At 67.9% G+C, this 14941-nt stretch carries 14 protein-coding genes; 5 read left to right on the plus strand and 9 right to left on the minus strand.

Translation table 11 applies throughout. The features are described 5' to 3' along the window. Positions 1-38: 38 nt before the first annotated feature. Positions 39-347 carry an ATP-dependent Clp protease adapter ClpS gene (gene clpS / locus N2K98_RS11595; protein WP_255797298.1) on the minus strand — a complete coding sequence of 103 codons (309 nt, stop codon included), beginning with the start codon at positions 345-347 and terminating at the stop codon, positions 39-41. An 87-nt stretch (positions 348-434) separates the two neighbouring features. Between clpS and N2K98_RS11600 the strand changes: the two genes are divergently transcribed. Together N2K98_RS11600 and N2K98_RS11605 are read left to right on the plus strand one after the other, a co-directional pair. Continuing rightward, positions 435-1760: a nicotinate phosphoribosyltransferase gene (locus N2K98_RS11600; protein WP_255865219.1), complete on the plus strand. Its 1326-nt coding sequence runs from the start codon at positions 435-437 to the stop codon at positions 1758-1760. A gap of 3 nt (positions 1761-1763) precedes the next feature. After that, positions 1764-2381: an isochorismatase family protein gene (locus N2K98_RS11605; protein WP_255865218.1), complete on the plus strand. Its 618-nt coding sequence runs from the start codon at positions 1764-1766 to the stop codon at positions 2379-2381. A gap of 78 nt (positions 2382-2459) precedes the next feature. Here N2K98_RS11605 and N2K98_RS11610 read toward each other — a convergent pair whose 3' ends face one another. From N2K98_RS11610 to N2K98_RS11640, 7 genes are all read right to left on the minus strand, one after another. Next, entirely contained in the window at positions 2460-4256 is a 1797-nt protein-coding gene (locus tag N2K98_RS11610) for a DEAD/DEAH box helicase (RefSeq protein ID WP_229949470.1), read from the minus strand. A 166-nt stretch (positions 4257-4422) separates the two neighbouring features. Then, positions 4423-4731: a DUF3039 domain-containing protein gene (locus tag N2K98_RS11615; protein WP_227918249.1), complete on the minus strand. Its 309-nt coding sequence runs from the start codon at positions 4729-4731 to the stop codon at positions 4423-4425. Positions 4732-4755: 24 nt separating this feature from the next. After that, the gene (locus N2K98_RS11620; protein WP_255865217.1) at positions 4756-6330 is read right to left on the minus strand and encodes a transporter; all 1575 of its coding nucleotides are present in this window, start codon (positions 6328-6330) and stop codon (positions 4756-4758) included. Then, a complete protein-coding gene (locus N2K98_RS11625) occupies positions 6312-7085 on the minus strand; it encodes an ABC transporter ATP-binding protein (RefSeq protein WP_255865216.1) in 774 nt (257 codons plus the stop codon). The genes N2K98_RS11620 and N2K98_RS11625 overlap by 19 nt, the downstream gene beginning before the upstream one ends. Positions 7086-7113: 28 nt before the next feature. Then, a complete protein-coding gene (locus N2K98_RS11630; RefSeq protein ID WP_255865215.1) occupies positions 7114-8217 on the minus strand; it encodes an NADH:flavin oxidoreductase/NADH oxidase in 1104 nt (367 codons plus the stop codon). A gap of 16 nt (positions 8218-8233) precedes the next feature. Then, entirely contained in the window at positions 8234-9196 is a 963-nt protein-coding gene (locus N2K98_RS11635) for a tetratricopeptide repeat protein (RefSeq protein WP_255797292.1), read from the minus strand. A 52-nt stretch (positions 9197-9248) separates the two neighbouring features. Next, positions 9249-10943, minus strand: coding sequence for a hypothetical protein (locus tag N2K98_RS11640; RefSeq protein WP_255865214.1), 1695 nt, complete (start codon positions 10941-10943; stop codon positions 9249-9251). Between the two features lie 292 nt (positions 10944-11235). On the opposite strand from N2K98_RS11640, the gene N2K98_RS11645 reads away from it, so the two are divergent. Next, entirely contained in the window at positions 11236-12582 is a 1347-nt protein-coding gene (locus tag N2K98_RS11645; protein ID WP_255865213.1) for an AI-2E family transporter, read from the plus strand. Positions 12583-12586: 4 nt separating this feature from the next. On the opposite strand, the gene N2K98_RS11650 is transcribed toward N2K98_RS11645, so the two are convergent. Further along, a complete protein-coding gene (locus N2K98_RS11650) occupies positions 12587-12931 on the minus strand; it encodes a hypothetical protein (protein WP_229949483.1) in 345 nt (114 codons plus the stop codon). Between the two features lie 40 nt (positions 12932-12971). Between N2K98_RS11650 and nucS the strand changes: the two genes are divergently transcribed. Together nucS and N2K98_RS11660 are read left to right on the plus strand one after the other, a co-directional pair. Next, on the plus strand, positions 12972-13667 hold the full coding sequence (nucS, locus tag N2K98_RS11655) for an endonuclease NucS (RefSeq protein WP_229949485.1): 696 nt from the start codon (positions 12972-12974) through the stop codon (positions 13665-13667). Positions 13668-13716: 49 nt separating this feature from the next. Then, positions 13717-14934, plus strand: coding sequence for an N-acetylglucosamine-6-phosphate deacetylase (locus N2K98_RS11660; protein WP_255865212.1), 1218 nt, complete (start codon positions 13717-13719; stop codon positions 14932-14934). Positions 14935-14941: the final 7 nt, after the last annotated feature.

Here is a 14941-nt window from a genome sequence, read left to right on the forward strand (position 1 = left end):
TTCTGTTCTGTGTTCAGGGTCGGGCGGTGCAGGCGGCGCTAGGCCGCGTCCGCCTTCTGGAAGGTAGCCCACAGTCCGTAGGAATGCATGGCGACGGTATCGCGTTCCGCGGATTCCCGGGATCCGGTGGCCACTACGGACTTCCCGGCCTGGTGGACCTCCAGCATGAGCCTGTGGGATTTGGACTCCGAATAGCCGAAATAACTCTGGAAGACGTAACTGACATAGCTCATGAGATTAACCGGGTCGTTCCAGACAATCACGACCCAGGGAACGTCCGAAGACGTGAGGGTATCCGTCTCCTCACGTGTCAGGGTGTCGGTTCCGGGCGCGGTGCTGGTAGCCATGGGTCCAATTGTAGTGAGGAATCGGTTTGCGATCCTCCACCGTGCAGCCTTCTACTCAATGGGGATCCGCGGGTTAGAGTTTTGCCTGTGAACAGTCCCGCCGTCCGGCACACCCCGAATTCAGCCCTTTATACGGACCACTACGAGCTCACCATGCTCCAGGCCGCCCTCCACTCGGGTACGGCTTCCCGCCGGTCCGTGTTCGAAGTCTTTGCCCGGCGGCTGCCGGAAGGCCGCCGCTACGGCATCGCGGCCGGAACGGGCCGCATTCTTGAAGCCCTGGAGAATTTCCGCTTCGAACAACCGCAGCTGGACTTCCTGGCCAGGACCAACGTGGTGGACGAACGCACGCTTGAGTGGCTCGCGGACTTCCGCTTCTCCGGCAACATCTACGGCTACGCCGAGGGTGAGGCGTACTTCCCGCAGTCCCCCCTGCTGATCGTTGAATCCACCTTCGGCGAAGCCTGCATCCTCGAAACCATGATCCTGTCCATGCTCAACCACGACAGTGCCATTGCCTCCGCAGCATCCCGCATGACCTCTGCAGCCGACGGACGTCCCTGCATCGAGATGGGTTCGCGCCGCACCCATGAGGAAGCCGCCGTGGCCGCGGCCCGCGCGGCTGTGATCGCCGGCTTCGACAGCACGTCCAACCTCGAGGCAGGCCTGCGCTACGGCTTGAAAACCGTGGGCACGGCCGCGCATTCCTTCACCCTGCTGCACGATTCCGAGAAGGAAGCCTTCACCGCGCAGACGGCGTCGCTGGGCTTTGGCACCTCCCTCCTGGTGGACACGTACGACGTCGAGCAGGGGGTCCGCACCGCGGTGGAAGTGGCCGGACCGGCGCTGGGCGGCGTGCGGCTGGATTCCGGCGACCTTGTGGCGCAGGCCCGCTGGGTCCGCGACCTGCTCAACGAGCTGGGCAACACCAAAACGCGCATCATGGTCACGTCCGACCTCGATGAGTTTGCGATAGCGGCCCTGGCCTCGGCTCCCGTGGATGCCTACGGCGTCGGCACCTCCCTGGTCACCGGCTCCGGGGCGCCCACCGCAGGCATGGTCTACAAACTGGTCAGCCGCGAGGGAGAGGACCACGAGTTCGTCTCCGTGGCCAAGGCCGCGAAAAACAAGGTCTCGCTCGGCGGGCGCAAGTACGCACTGCGCCGGCTGGACGAACACGGCACGGCAACCGCCGAGGTGATCGGCATCGGCCACGCGCCGGCGGACGACGGCAACGACCGTACGCTGCTGCACCAGTTCGTGGCCGACGGCGAAGTCCTGCCCGGCTGGACGGGACCGGAGGCCGTGACGCGTGCTGCCCAGCGGCACGCGGCGTCCCTTGCCGAACTGCCAACCTCGGTGAACCGCCTGCAGCGCGGCGAGCCGGCCATCCCCACCGAATACGAGGAGTAAGCAATGGCCCGCGCCCTGATAATTGTCGACGTGCAGAACGACTTCTGCGAAGGCGGCTCGCTGGCTGTGGCCGGCGGGGCGGACCTCGCGGGGGAAATCACCGACTACGTGGAAACCTCCGCCGGCCGGTACGATCTGGTCGCCGCCACCCAGGACTGGCACATCGATCCCGGTGCGCATTTCTCTGAAATGCCGGACTTCGTGGACTCCTGGCCGAGGCACTGCGTGGCCGGCACCCCCGGCGCCCAGCCGCACCCGGACCTGGACACCGAACTGGTGGATGCCTTCTTCCGCAAGGGCCAGTACGAAGCCGCGTATTCCGGTTTTGAGGGCGTCCTGGCGCCGGATGTTGAGGTGCCCCTCGGGGAGCCGGAAGCCGAGCCGGAGACAGACGCCGAGACATTGAGCCTGGACGACTGGCTGCGGGACAACGACGTGGACGAGGTGGTGGTGCTGGGCCTTGCCGCTGACTACTGCGTACGCGCCACCGCCTTGGACGCCATCGCTGCCGGGTACACCACCGCGGTGATCCCGGAGCTGTGCCGCGGCATCAAGCGCGAGACCACGCTCGCGGCCTGGGCCGAACTCGAAGACGCCGGCGTGGAGATCATCGACCTGTAGCAAGGGCGCAAAGCGAGGGCCGGCCGCTGCTGCGGCCGGCCCTCTGCTGTTCCCTGTTGCTGTTCCCTACTGCCGGAGCTACTTCCGGCCGATGAACCAGTCCTGCAGCTTCTTCAGCCGCTTATTGAGCTGTTCCTCGTTGGCCTGGGCCACGGGCGGTCCGCCGCAGATCCGGCGCAGCTCGCTGTGCACCACGCCGTGCGGCATGCCGGAGCGGGCGGACCAGGCGGAAACGTTCTTCGCCAACTCACCCCGCAGTTCGGTCAGCCGGCGGTGGTCCACCACTTCCGGGGCTTCCGCGGGGGCTGCCTCAGCGGCGGCACCGGAACGGCGGCCCCTGCGGGAAAGCTGCTCATGCTGGCGCTGGCGCAGCAGCGTACTCATCTGGTCCGCGTCCAGCAGACCGGGGATGCCGATGAAATCCTGCTCTTCCTCGCTGCCCAGCGCACCCCCGGTGCCGAACTCGCCGCCGTCGAACAGTACGCGGTCGAAGGACGCCTGGGATTCCAGGGCCTCGAACTTCTGCTTGGTCAGCTCGCCGGAGGCCTTTTCCTCCCGGTTGGCCGCCTCCATCAGGCTGTCCTCGAGGCCGAAGCCTTCCTCCTCCAGATGGTTGTCCGGGCGGTCCAGCGCGTGGTCGCGTTCGACTTCCATCTGGTTGGCCAGCGCCATCAGGTTCGGCACGGAGGGCAGGAACACCGACGCCGTCTCGCCGCGCTTGCGGGCACGCACAAAACGCCCCACGGCCTGTGCGAAGAACAGCGGGGTGGCCGTGGAGGTGGCATACACGCCGACGGCGAGGCGCGGCACGTCCACGCCTTCGGACACCATCCGCACGGCTACCATCCAGCGCTGGGTGCCGGCGGAGAATTCCTCGATCTTTTCCGAGGCCTTGGCATCGTCGGACAGGATGACCGTGGGTGATTCGCCCATGATCTTCTTCAGCCAGCCGGCGTAGGCACGGGCGTCGTCGTGGTCCGTTGCGATCACGAGCCCGCCGGCGTCGGGCACGGACCGGCGGACCTCGGTGAGGCGGCGGTCCGCTGCGGCCAACACTGCGGGGATCCACTCTCCGGTGGGGTTCAGGGCGGTGCGCCAGGCCTGCGCCGTGATGTCCTTGGTCACCGCGGCTTCGCCCAGCGACGCAGCCATTTCGTCACCGGCGCTGGTCCGCCAGCGCATCTGCCCGGAATAGGCCATAAACATCACCGGGCGGACCACGTGGTCCTTCAGCGCCTGCCCGTAGCCGTAGGTGTAGTCCGCCTTGGACCGGCGGATGCCGTCCCGGTCCTCGACGTACTCCACGAACGGAATGGCGGCGGTGTCCGAGCGGAACGGCGTACCGGTCAGGGAAAGCCGCTTGACGGCCGGCTCAAACGCTTCGCGGATGCCGTCACCCCAGGACAGGGCGTCACCGCCGTGGTGGATCTCGTCCAGGATCACCAGGGTGCGGGCTGCCTCGGTCTTGGCACGGTGCAGCATGGGCTTGGACGCCACCTGCGCGTAGGTGACGGCCACGCCGATGAAGCCGTGCCCGTGCCGTCCGTCGGCGTTCTTGAAGTTCGGGTCGATGGCCAGGCCAACCTTCGCGGCGGCGTCGGCCCACTGCCTTTTCAGGTGGTCCGTGGGGGCGACAACGGTGATGCGGTTGACGATTCCACGCTCCACCAGCTCGTTGGCCACACGCAGGGCGAAGGTGGTTTTACCGGCGCCGGGGGTGGCGACGGCGAGGAAGTCGCTGGCATTGGATGCGAAGTACTTCTCCAGCGCCTCCGCCTGCCACTGACGGAGCTTCGGGGCGGTGCCCCAGGCGGCGCGCTCGGGGTAGGCGGGCGGCAGGGACGCACCGGCGCCGAACAGGGTTTCGGAACTCACGCGGGGAACGCAACCTTTCTCATTTCTCGATTGGTTGTTGCCGTGCGGGCACCGGACGGGCGCAGCGCTGAGCGACTGCGCACGGGCGCAGGCGTAAACACATAGGTCATGCAGGCATCAGGACTAACTGCCTTCACACAGGAAGGCTGGGAAACGGAGCGACGAACTACTTCTTGCCCTTGGGGTTGTCGCCTTCGGGACGCAGGCCCTCGTAGATTTCCTTGCAGGTGGGGCAGACGGGGAACTTCTGGGGATCCCGGCCTGGTGTCCAGACCTTGCCGCACAGGGCAATAACCGGTTCGCCCGAAAGCGCCGATTCCATGATCTTTTCCTTGCGCACATAGTGGGCAAAGCGTTCGCTGTCGCCGGGTTCCAGCTCTTCGCGCAGTTCTTCGCGCTCGATGGTGGCCGTGGACGTACCGTTGTCATCCAGGCGGCGGGGATCGTTTTCGAAAGGATCGGGAGGCAGGCTCATGCGTTCCATCTTAGTACCCGCCGACTACTTGTTGATGGAGACCTGCTGCAGCAGTTCCGGCCCGCGCGCGTCCAGCCACCGTCCGCCCAGCCGGATCCCGAGGATCAGCACCGCCGCACCCAGCAGCAGTCCCGCGAGCAGTGTCACAACTCCCCACAGAGTGCTTTCCAGCACGACGGCGAGCACTCCCGGAACGAGCACAGGGACCAGCAACGCAAAGGTCACGAGGCTGAAGGCACCCTGCACCAGCAGGGCCCGGCCGGTGGAACCGGGCGGGGTCTTGAATGCGTTTTCCCCCGGCAGCGGCACGTTGTAGGTGTAGCGCGCAGACACTGCGCTGGAGACCCCCAGCCCGATCATCAGGGCCGCCAGGGAAACCCCCAGGACGGGGGCTATGAGGTCAGCGTGCCCGGTCAGGGCCGCCGGCAGGACGGCTGCGGCAAGCACGGCCGGCACGCTCAGCACTGCGCAGGCGAGTGCCCGGCCCGCGCGGTCCGCCCGTCCGGACACGCCGGTGGCCAGATGCAGCGCGAACGCCGTGCTGTCATAGGAAACGTCCGCGCTGATGGAGAAGCCCAGCATAAAAGCCACGAGCGGGCCCAACGCCAGCGGCACCATCAGGCCCGCCTCCGCGCCGGCGTTGTTGCCCGCGAACAGCAGGACCACAACGAGCAGCGGGAGGATCAGCAGCGAAGCACTGTAGCGCGGGTCCCGCAGCCAGTAAATCAGCGACCGGGCGGCCACGGCACCGGTGGGAGTTGCCGGGAAACGGGCGAGCAGCCCCAGGCCTGCAGCCTTGCGCCCGGCCCCGGCCTGCGGCGGGCGGACCAGGGCCCTCAGCAGCAGGGTTTTCCAAGCCAGCACCAGCAGTGCCAGGAAGGCCGCGCTGATAAGGGTCTTCGCCGCAGCAGCACCGTAGTGGCCAATGGCAATGTCTCCGGGGACCGCCCACACCGCGCCCAGCGGCGTCCAGGACAGCACCTCGGCGAGGCCTGGAAGGAACTCTGCGCCGGCCCGGATCCCGTCGGCAACACCGGCAATGATGGGCCCCAGCAGAACAAGCGGAATGATCATCAGCAGTCCGGTGAATTCGCGGAACCTGCGGGAGCCGGTCAGGGAGACGGCTGCTGCCACGGCCACCCGGGCGGCGATAAGACACGTGAAGACTGCAACGGCCGAGAGTACAAGCGCTGCGGCCAGCGCAGCCGGCGAGCGGTACCAGCTTGCGGCCTGCGCCAGCACGGCAAGCAGCGTGACGGCGCCCGGAATGCCGATGAGCCCGCCCGCGGCCAGACCCGCGAGCAGCTGCGGCACCGGGACGGCATAGGTGGTGAAGCGCGCCGGGTCCAGGGTCAGGTCCAGTCCCGACGATGCCACGGGAATCACTGCCCAGGCAACCACGGCTGTGCTCCCTGCCAGGATCACCGCAGTCCGGGCAAGGGCCGGATCGGCTCCGAAAACGAACAGGGCTCCCGCCAGGACAACCAGCAGGGACAGCGCATACAGGCCGCCGAGTATGATCCCCACCAACTGCCAGGGACTGCGCTTCAAAGAGTTGCGCAGCAGCAGCAGCTTCAGCCTTAGAAGGTGCGCAACCATTCCAGCCCCTCCGCGCGGGTGCGCCCGCCGACCAGTGAAACGAAGCGGTCCTCCAGGCTGGTGTCGCCGCGGACCTCGTCCAGCGTTCCCGCGGCCAGCAGGTTTCCGCCGGCCACTACGGCCACGTGGTCGCACATCCGCTGGACCAGGTCCATAACGTGGCTGGAAACAATCACCGTGCCGCCGGCGGCGACATAGTCGGAGAGGATGTCGCGGATGTTGGCGGCCGAGACGGGATCCACTGCTTCGAACGGTTCGTCCAGCACCAGCAGGCGGGGAGCGTGGATCAGGGCCGAGGCCAGGGCCACCTTTTTGGTCATGCCGGCGGAGTAGTCCACCACAAGGGTGCCTGCATCGGCAGCAAGATCCATGGCGGCCAGCAGGTCCTTCGTGCGGGAATGCGCCGTTTCCCGGTCCATCCCGCGAAGCAGGCCGGCGTACGTCACCAATTGTTCGCCGGTCAGCCGGTCAAAGAGCCGGACACCGTCCGGCAGTATTCCCATCAACCGCTTGGCCTCCAAGGGACGGGCCCACACATCGGTGCCGTGTACCCAGGCGGAGCCCGCGTCCGGACGCAGCAGCCCGGTGGCCAGCGACAACAGGGTGGTCTTGCCGGCTCCGTTGGGGCCGACCAGCCCGTAGAACGAGCCCTGCGGCACTTCGAGGCTGATGCCGTTGACGGCAGTCTTCCGGCCGAACTGCTTGGCTAGTCCCCGGACGGCGAGAGCCGGGACGGGATCCGGTGTCGATGTCATGGCCATAGCCTAGCCACCGCCGTACCGGCTAGAACATGCCGCGACGTGCGGCCCGCTCGTACTGCGGCACCCAGGGCAGCTTGGCGTCCAGCTCCGCCGCTGCGCGCATCCACCAGTGCGGATCCCGCAGCGCGGCACGGGCAATGAGGACCGCGTCCGCGGCACCGGCCTGCAGGATCGCCTCCGCCTGCGTACCGGAATCGATGAGTCCGACGGCGGCGGTAGGCACTCCCGCGCCGTGCCGGACCGCTTCGGCATACTCCACCTGGTAATTCGGTCCGACGGGGATCGTGGCCCCGGGAACGGCTCCGCCGGTGGAAACATCCACCAGATCCACTCCGTGTTCCCGCGCTGCCCGCGCCAGGACGACCGAGGACTGGGCGTCCACTCCCCCGGGCATCCAGTCCGTGGCGGAGATCCGCAGCAGCAGCGGCATGGAATCGGGAATCACAGCCCGTACCGCGTCGACGACCTCGAGGGTCAGCCGGTTCCTCCCCGCCTCGTCCCCGCCCCACGCATCGGTGCGGGTATTGACCAGCGGGCTGAGGAACTGGTGCAGCAGGTAGCCGTGCGCGCCGTGGATTTCGATGGCGTCGAAGCCCGCGTCGACCGAGCGGACAGCCGCATCGGCGAAGTCGCGGATTATCTGCCGGATACCCGCTTCATCCAGGGCGGCGGGAGCCGCGTAGTTGCCGAACGGGCCCGCCGTCGGGCCGACGGTCTGCCAGCCGCCGTCGGACAGCGGCACGCTGCCGGTGCCGGCAGCGAACGGAGCATAGGTGGAGGCCTTGCGCCCGGCGTGGGCCAGCTGGATGCCGATGCGCGCCTGGACGGCGCCGTGCCGGTGCACGAAATCCGTGATGCGCTGCCAGGCCGCGGCCTGCGCCTCGTTCCAGATCCCGGCGTCCTGCGGGCTGATCCGTCCTTCCGGCTGGACCGCAGCGGCCTCGGTGATGATCAGGGCGGCCCCGCCGGCGGCGAAGGAGCCCAGATGCATCAGGTGCCAGTCATTGGGTACGCCGGGCGCATGGGCGGCGTCCGCGGAATACTGGCACATGGCGGCCACCCATCCGCGGTGGGCCAGCTCCATTCCGCGCAGGGTGACGGGGTCAAAAAGCGATGACGTATCCAAGGAAAGGCCCCGCAGCCTAGAACAGTGCCCGGGCGAGGGCGGAACGGGCCTTGGTGACCCGTGGATCGGCGATGCCCACCACTTCGAAGAGGTCAAGCAGCCGCAGCCGGGCTGTTTCACGGTCTTCGCCGTGCACCCTGCCGATCAGGCCGGTGATCCGGCGGAAGGCGTCCTCGACGTGCCCGCCGGCAATGTCCAGGTCCGCGACGGCAAGCTGCGCCTGCACATTGTCAGGCTCCTCGGCGCCCGCCCGGCGGACGGCCTCCGCGTCAGCGTCGCGAAGCCGGGCCATGAGTTCCACCTGCGCCAGGCCGGCCTTGGCCTCCGCGTCGGCAGGCTGCTCGGCAAGTGCCCGGCGGTAGGCCGCAGCCGCGGCGTCGTAGTCCTCGGCGTTGATGGCGTCGAAGGCTTCCTGGTGGAGCGGGGGCAGCGGCGCTTCCGGCGCCTCTTCCGGGGTACCGCCTTCAAGGGACCCGTTGACACCGTTGGCGGCGGCCACCTGCATCAGCTCGCCGACCAGGGCACGGATCTGTTCCTCCGGCATCGGCCGGTCCAGGAGCGGCACCGGCTGGCCCTTGATCACTGCGGCCACGGTGGGAACGGTGACGGCGGAGAAGGCCTGTGCAATCTGCGGGTAAGCTTCCGCGTCCACCCGTGCCAGCAGCATCCGGCCGTTCTGTTCCACGGCGATGGACGCCAGGATTGCGGAGACCTGCTGCGAGTCGGGGCTCGCATCGGAATACAGGTCAATGACCACCGGAACTTCGGCGGAAAGCTGGACAATCTGGGGGAAGGTTTGTTCCGAGACCTGCACCACGAACGGTGACGGCGCGGGAGCGGCTCCGGGGGCAGCTCCGCCCGGGGCTGCGGGGGCCGCCGGGGCCGTGGAACGTGCCTTGAGGGCGGAGAGGTCAACTGCACCCCGCAGGTTCATGGAGGAGGGGGCTGCCGGTGACGGGCGATGGTTCGGTGTGCTCATTTCTTCACCTTATTACGCCTCGCCCGTCCACCGGCAAGCCCAACGCTTCCTCCTACAAAAGGTTCGCGGACAGCAGTTCCTGCGCTGCACCCACTACCAAGGCCTGGCTGGTGCCGCCGGAAGCCGGAACGTAAAGCATTACGGCTTCGCCGTGGGTGACGTCGATGCCCTTGTCGGTGTTCGTCTCGCCGGTCAATGCCTGGTAGACGGTGCCTTCAAGGTTGACCGAGTCGCCGGCTTCCTTGGGTGTGCTGGAGAACGTGTTGGACAGGTAGCCGAACACGATGGCCCCGCCGTCCTCGGTCCGCAGTGCGTACGTTTCCTTCGGATCGGCGGCATGCTGGAACGTGTTGGTGGCGAACTCATTCTTCGGGTCGCTCTGCACCTGCTGCTGGAACTTGACCACGTCCTCGCTGAACCGGTTGGCGCCGAAGGTGTCCTTGTTCTCGCCCTCCGGATTGGTCAGGGAGTCTGCCAGCGCAGCGACGGCGTCCTGCGGCGACATGGCCAGTCCGTTGTCCGAGTCTGCGGGAATCTGGGCCGAGCCTTCGGTGGCAGCGGGCGGCTGCGGGAAGGTGCTGGCAGGCAGCATCTGGACAGCGGAAACGAGCTTGTAATTGTCCCTGGCCGAGTCCTGGACCAGCAGCAGCGCCTGGGGCACCGGGTTTTCCTCGCCCTGGGTCACAGCGACGACGGTGCGCGGCCAGTCGGCGGCGGTGCCGATCGACTGGGTCCGCAGCGTTTCCGCGGCCACCGGCACTGGGGCTTCATGGTCGGCGGACTTCGCGGCCACGGCGTAGTTCGCAGCACGCATGGCGTAGGCGGCCCCGCCGACGCGCGGCTTCAGCATCGACGCATCCTTGGCCGCGTCGCCCGCCTCGACCGTGCCGGCCACGGAATCCAGGATGCGGGTCAGCTGGGAATCCACAATTACCGGCTGGCTCCCGGCGGCGGACTCGTCGGCAGCCAGCGCCGCTGCGGGGGCAGAGCCCGCTGCCAGAACGGCGGCGGCGGCAGCGGCCAGGAAGGCCGGACGACGGCGGTTCGGGGCCGCGGCGGTGAAGGCCGACGTCGTTCCCGAGACGCTGGGCTGCTTGTCAGCAGGCCCGGTCTCCGGACCGGCGCTGCGGCGGCTGCTGCGTCGCGGACCGTCGGAGCCGCTGCGCAGGAAGGCGAGGGCCAGGCCCAGGACGGCCAGCAGGGCACCGATGACAATCAGCGGCACGGCGAACGGACGGGTGGCGTCATTCTCCCAGGTCAGGGTCACGTCGGTGGGGGCGGCAGCGGTGCCGTCCGTGGCGAGCAGCATCCGCCAGTCGCCCTCGCCCGGCGCCTCCCAGTCGTAGGACAGTTCGCCTTCACCGGACTCTTCAATGACCCAGAGGTCAGAACCGGCAGGATTCGGAGCGGTCTTGCCGGTCTTGTCGGTGCCGACGGTTAGGTCCGAGTTGCCGTCTCCCGGACTAAGCCGGGTGGCGGCGGCGTCGGCCACCCATGCCTGGACATCGTTGGCCCGGCCAACCGCCAGCGTGAAGGGAGCATCCGAACGGACGGTGATGTCCACGCCGTCGGAGTATTCGGCCAGCAGTTCCGGTTCCAGTACGGTGACCACGGCACCCGCGGTGCCCTCGGCTTCCATGGAAACCGACTGTGTCTCGGGTGGCGCCCAGAACGTGCGCTGGCCAATGCCTATCAGCATCAGCAGCACCCCGAGGACGATCAGCGGAACCGCAAATTTGTTTCGCACAACTTACCTATCTTCAGTCTGGGCAAATGACATGGCAGGGCGGCGGATTTTCCGAACCGGCAGGCCCGAACGCGGGCGCCGGAATGCGGCGGCTAATTCGCAGCTGGTCATTGATGTCCTGGCACTTGGTAACCCAATGGTAACGAAATCCCTCCAGAGCACCCATTCGGGTGATGAACCGGCGCGGTTACCGCCGGATGCGCGTAAGCGGAAAACGGTTTCGGCGGCGCGCCGGCTGGTAAGGTTTCGGTTCGTATCGGCAGCCCAATCAGGCAGAGGAGAAACGCGCGAAATGAGCGATAACGAGGACGTGCCCGTCCACGCGCCGCTCCCCGGCCCTGCGGACAAAAAAGCGGCGGACGGGAATGCCCCTGACGGGAATGCGCCCCGCACCCCTCTGCCCGGATTCCTTTCCACCGCTGCGGACCGTGTCCGCTACAGTCTGCGCCACGGCGTTCCCGGCGCCCGGCCGCGGCCGCGCTTCGAATTTCCGCCCGAGGACGCAGCCGGTCCGGAGATTACGGTCGACGAGGACGAGCGGCTTCCCGATGAACGGCTCAGCGTCAGCGGCAGCGGGCAGGGGCATGACCCGGAAAGCGGGAGCCTCCGCGCCCATCCCATCTACTTTGGTTTTATGCTCACGGTCGGCGTTGGCCTGGCCCTGCTGCTGTTCTTCGTCATCACCAACGTCGGCGAGCTGCTGGTCTGGATCGGCGCCGCCCTGTTCATTGCCCTGGGGCTGGATCCGGTGGTCCGCTGGCTGGCCGCGCGGCGGATCCCCCGCCCCGCCGGCATCGCCATCACCGTGCTGGTGCTCGCCGGCGTCGTTACGGCCTTCTTTGCGACGCTGATCCCCACCATCGTCAGCCAGTCGACGGAAATCATCGCCAACGCTCCGGGCTACATCAACAACTTCCTTGCCTCGGACTTCTTCGTCAACATCGACAAGCAGTTCCAGATCCGTGACCGCATCGAGCAGGAAGTCGGCAGCTTCTTCTCCAACAGCTCCGCCGTGGGCGGCATTTTCGGCGGGGTCCTCAGCGTGGGGACGGTGATTGCCAACGGCCTGTTCGGTGCCCTGATCATCCTGGTCCTGACCCTGTACTTCCTGGCCTCCCTTCCGTCGATGAAGAAGTGGGCCTACCGGCTTGCCCCGCGCAGCCGCCGCCGCCGGGTGGAGGCCCTCTCAGAGGAAATCACCGGCAGCGTCGGCAACTACGTGATCGGCCAGGGCCTGGTCGCGTTGCTGGACGCCACCTATGCCTTCATCGTGATGACCATCACCGGCGTGCCGTTCTCGGTGCTGCTGGCCTTCCTGGTGGCGCTGCTCGCATTCATCCCGCTGGTGGGCCCGCCCATAGCGCTCGTGCTGGTCTCACTGGTGGCCCTGACGGAGGGCTGGCAGACGGCGGTGGTCTTTGCCATCCTCTACATGGCCTACCTGCAGTTCGAGGCCTACTTCGTCTCCCCCCGCGTGATGCAGCGGGCCGTGGCAGTGCCCGGCGCCGTCGCCGTCATCGCCGTGATTGCCGGCGGCAGCCTGCTGGGAGTACTGGGGGCGCTGATAGCCATCCCGACGGCGGCCGCCACCCTGCTGCTGCTCAAGGAAGTCTTCATCGCCCGGCAGGACCGGCAGTAGCCCGTCAGTATCTGCGGCGGATCCGCCAGCAGTGGTTGTGCCAGTGCCGCCGACCCTCGACGGCTGTCTGGCGGCCCAGCAGCGAGTCTTCCTGCCACACGACGAGGTGCGCGGTTCCGGGCGGGATGATCTGCCCGCAGCCGGGGCACCGATAGTCCTTTGCGGCGTTGCCGGCCGTGATCTGCCGCACCGACCATTCGCCGTCGGGACCGCTTTCACGGCGCGGAATACCGGCACGCGTGCGTTCCAGATCCCCTTCCGGCGGGGCGGAAGCCCACTTGCGGCGGGCGTTCCGGCCGGCAGCACTGCCGGCGGCAGGCGTGCGGCGGGGATGGTTCGAACGGGGCATAGAAGTCATTTTGCCGCAGTTCAGCCGGTAAAGTGCAACTGTGCGTTTAGTAATAGCCCGATGCTCCGTTGACTACGTCGGCCGCCTCCGTGCCCATCTGCCCCTGGCCGTAAGGCTGCTCATGGTGAAGGCCGACGGTTCCGTCCTGATCCATTCCGACGGCGGATCCTACAAACCGCTGAACTGGATGAGCCCGCCGGCTACCATGCGCAGCCTCGAACCGGACGAGACGGACGCCGAAGCCGGCGTCACGGAAGTCTGGAACGTCCAAAGCGCGAAGACCGACGACCGCCTGATCATCAGCATCCACGAGCGGTTCTCTGACGTCTCCCATGACCTCGGAACCGATCCCGGCCTCATCAAGGACGGCGTGGAAGCAGACCTGCAGCGCCTGCTGGCCGAACAGATCAACCGCTTGGGCGAGGGCCACACGCTGATCCGCCGGGAATACATGACGGCCATCGGCCCCGTGGACATCCTGGCCCGCGACGCCACGGGCGCCACGGTGGCCGTGGAACTGAAGCGCCGTGGAGACATCGACGGCGTGGAGCAGCTGACCCGCTACCTGGAACTGCTCAACCGGGACCCCCTGCTGGCTCCGGTCCGCGGTATTTTCGCCGCCCAGCAGATCAAGCCCCAGGCCCGGGTGCTGGCCGAGGACCGCGGGATCACCTGCCTCACGCTCGACTACGACGCGATGCGCGGCGTGGATGACCGGGATTCCCGCCTCTTCTGACTCCCCCGCCCCGCTCCCGGCCGCCGGGCAACATGCCTAGAATCGGTGCATGAACCCCACAGCGCGCAGCCGGGACCGCGGCTACCTCCGAGGCAGCCTGCTGACCCCGGACGAGCTGGTTCCCGACGGCGCACTCGCGTTTGTCGGGGACCGGATCACCTACGCCGGCCCGGCCGGCGGTTTTGACGACGCCGGCTGGCCGGAGCCCGCGCCCCTGCCGGCCGGTTCGCTCATCCTTCCCGGACTCGTGGACCTGCACTGCCACGGCGCAGCGGGAAGCGATTTCACCAGCTCCGATGCCGGGGGAATGCGGCGGGCAGCTGCCTTCCTGCATTCGGCGGGAACCACCACGCTGCTCGCCAGCACGGTATCCGCGTCCCGTCCGGACCTGCTTGCTGCTGCCGCACGGCTCGGGGCCCTGGCGAGGGAAGGGCTCATTGCCGGAATCCATGCCGAAGGGCCGTTCCTCGCGCCGGAGCGCTGCGGCGCGCAGGACCCGAGGTTCCTGATCCCGCCGGACCCGGGCTTCGTGGATGAGCTGATAGAGGCCGCGGACAGCGAACTGGTCACCATGACCTATGCTCCCGAGCTCCCCGGAGCAGACGATCTGGTGGACCGCCTGGTCCTGCACGGCGTGACGCCGTCGCTGGGGCATACCGCCGCCGCGGACCCCGTTGCTGCCGAGTCACTGGAGTCCGCCCGGGAGGAAATGGAAGAGGCCGGCTTCGGCGGCTACGCTCCCCGCCCCACGGTGACGCACCTGTTCAACGGCATGGATCCGATGCACCACCGCTCCCCCGGCGCAGTCGCAGCGAGCCTGCGGTCCGCGCGCAGCGGGGCGGCCGTGGTGGAGCTGATCGCCGACGGGGCGCATCTGGACCCCGCCCTCGTACGCACCGTCTTCGAGCTTGTAGGCGGTGCCAACGTGGCCCTCGTGAGTGATTCCATGGCGGCCACCGGGCTGGGCGACGGCACCTACCGGCTTGGCTCTGCCGACGTCGTGGTGGGGAACGGGACGGCCCGCCTGCCCGACGGCACGCTGGCCGGCGGCACCGCCACGCTGCTCCAGTGCGTACGCACGGCTGTCGCTGCCGGTGTGCCGCTCGCCGACGCCGTGGGTGCTGCCACTGCGGTGCCCGCAGACGTGCTGCGGCTCGCCGATGAAGTGGGTGCCCTGCGCCGCGGTCTGCGCGCCGATGCACTGGTGGTCTCGCCGGACCTGGAGCTGCACGCGGTCCTGCGCTGCGGAACGTGGCTACCGGTTTAGAAAAGCA

The organism is Arthrobacter jinronghuae (genome assembly GCF_025244825.1).
Classification (GTDB): Bacteria; Actinomycetota; Actinomycetes; order Actinomycetales; family Micrococcaceae; genus Arthrobacter_B; species Arthrobacter_B jinronghuae.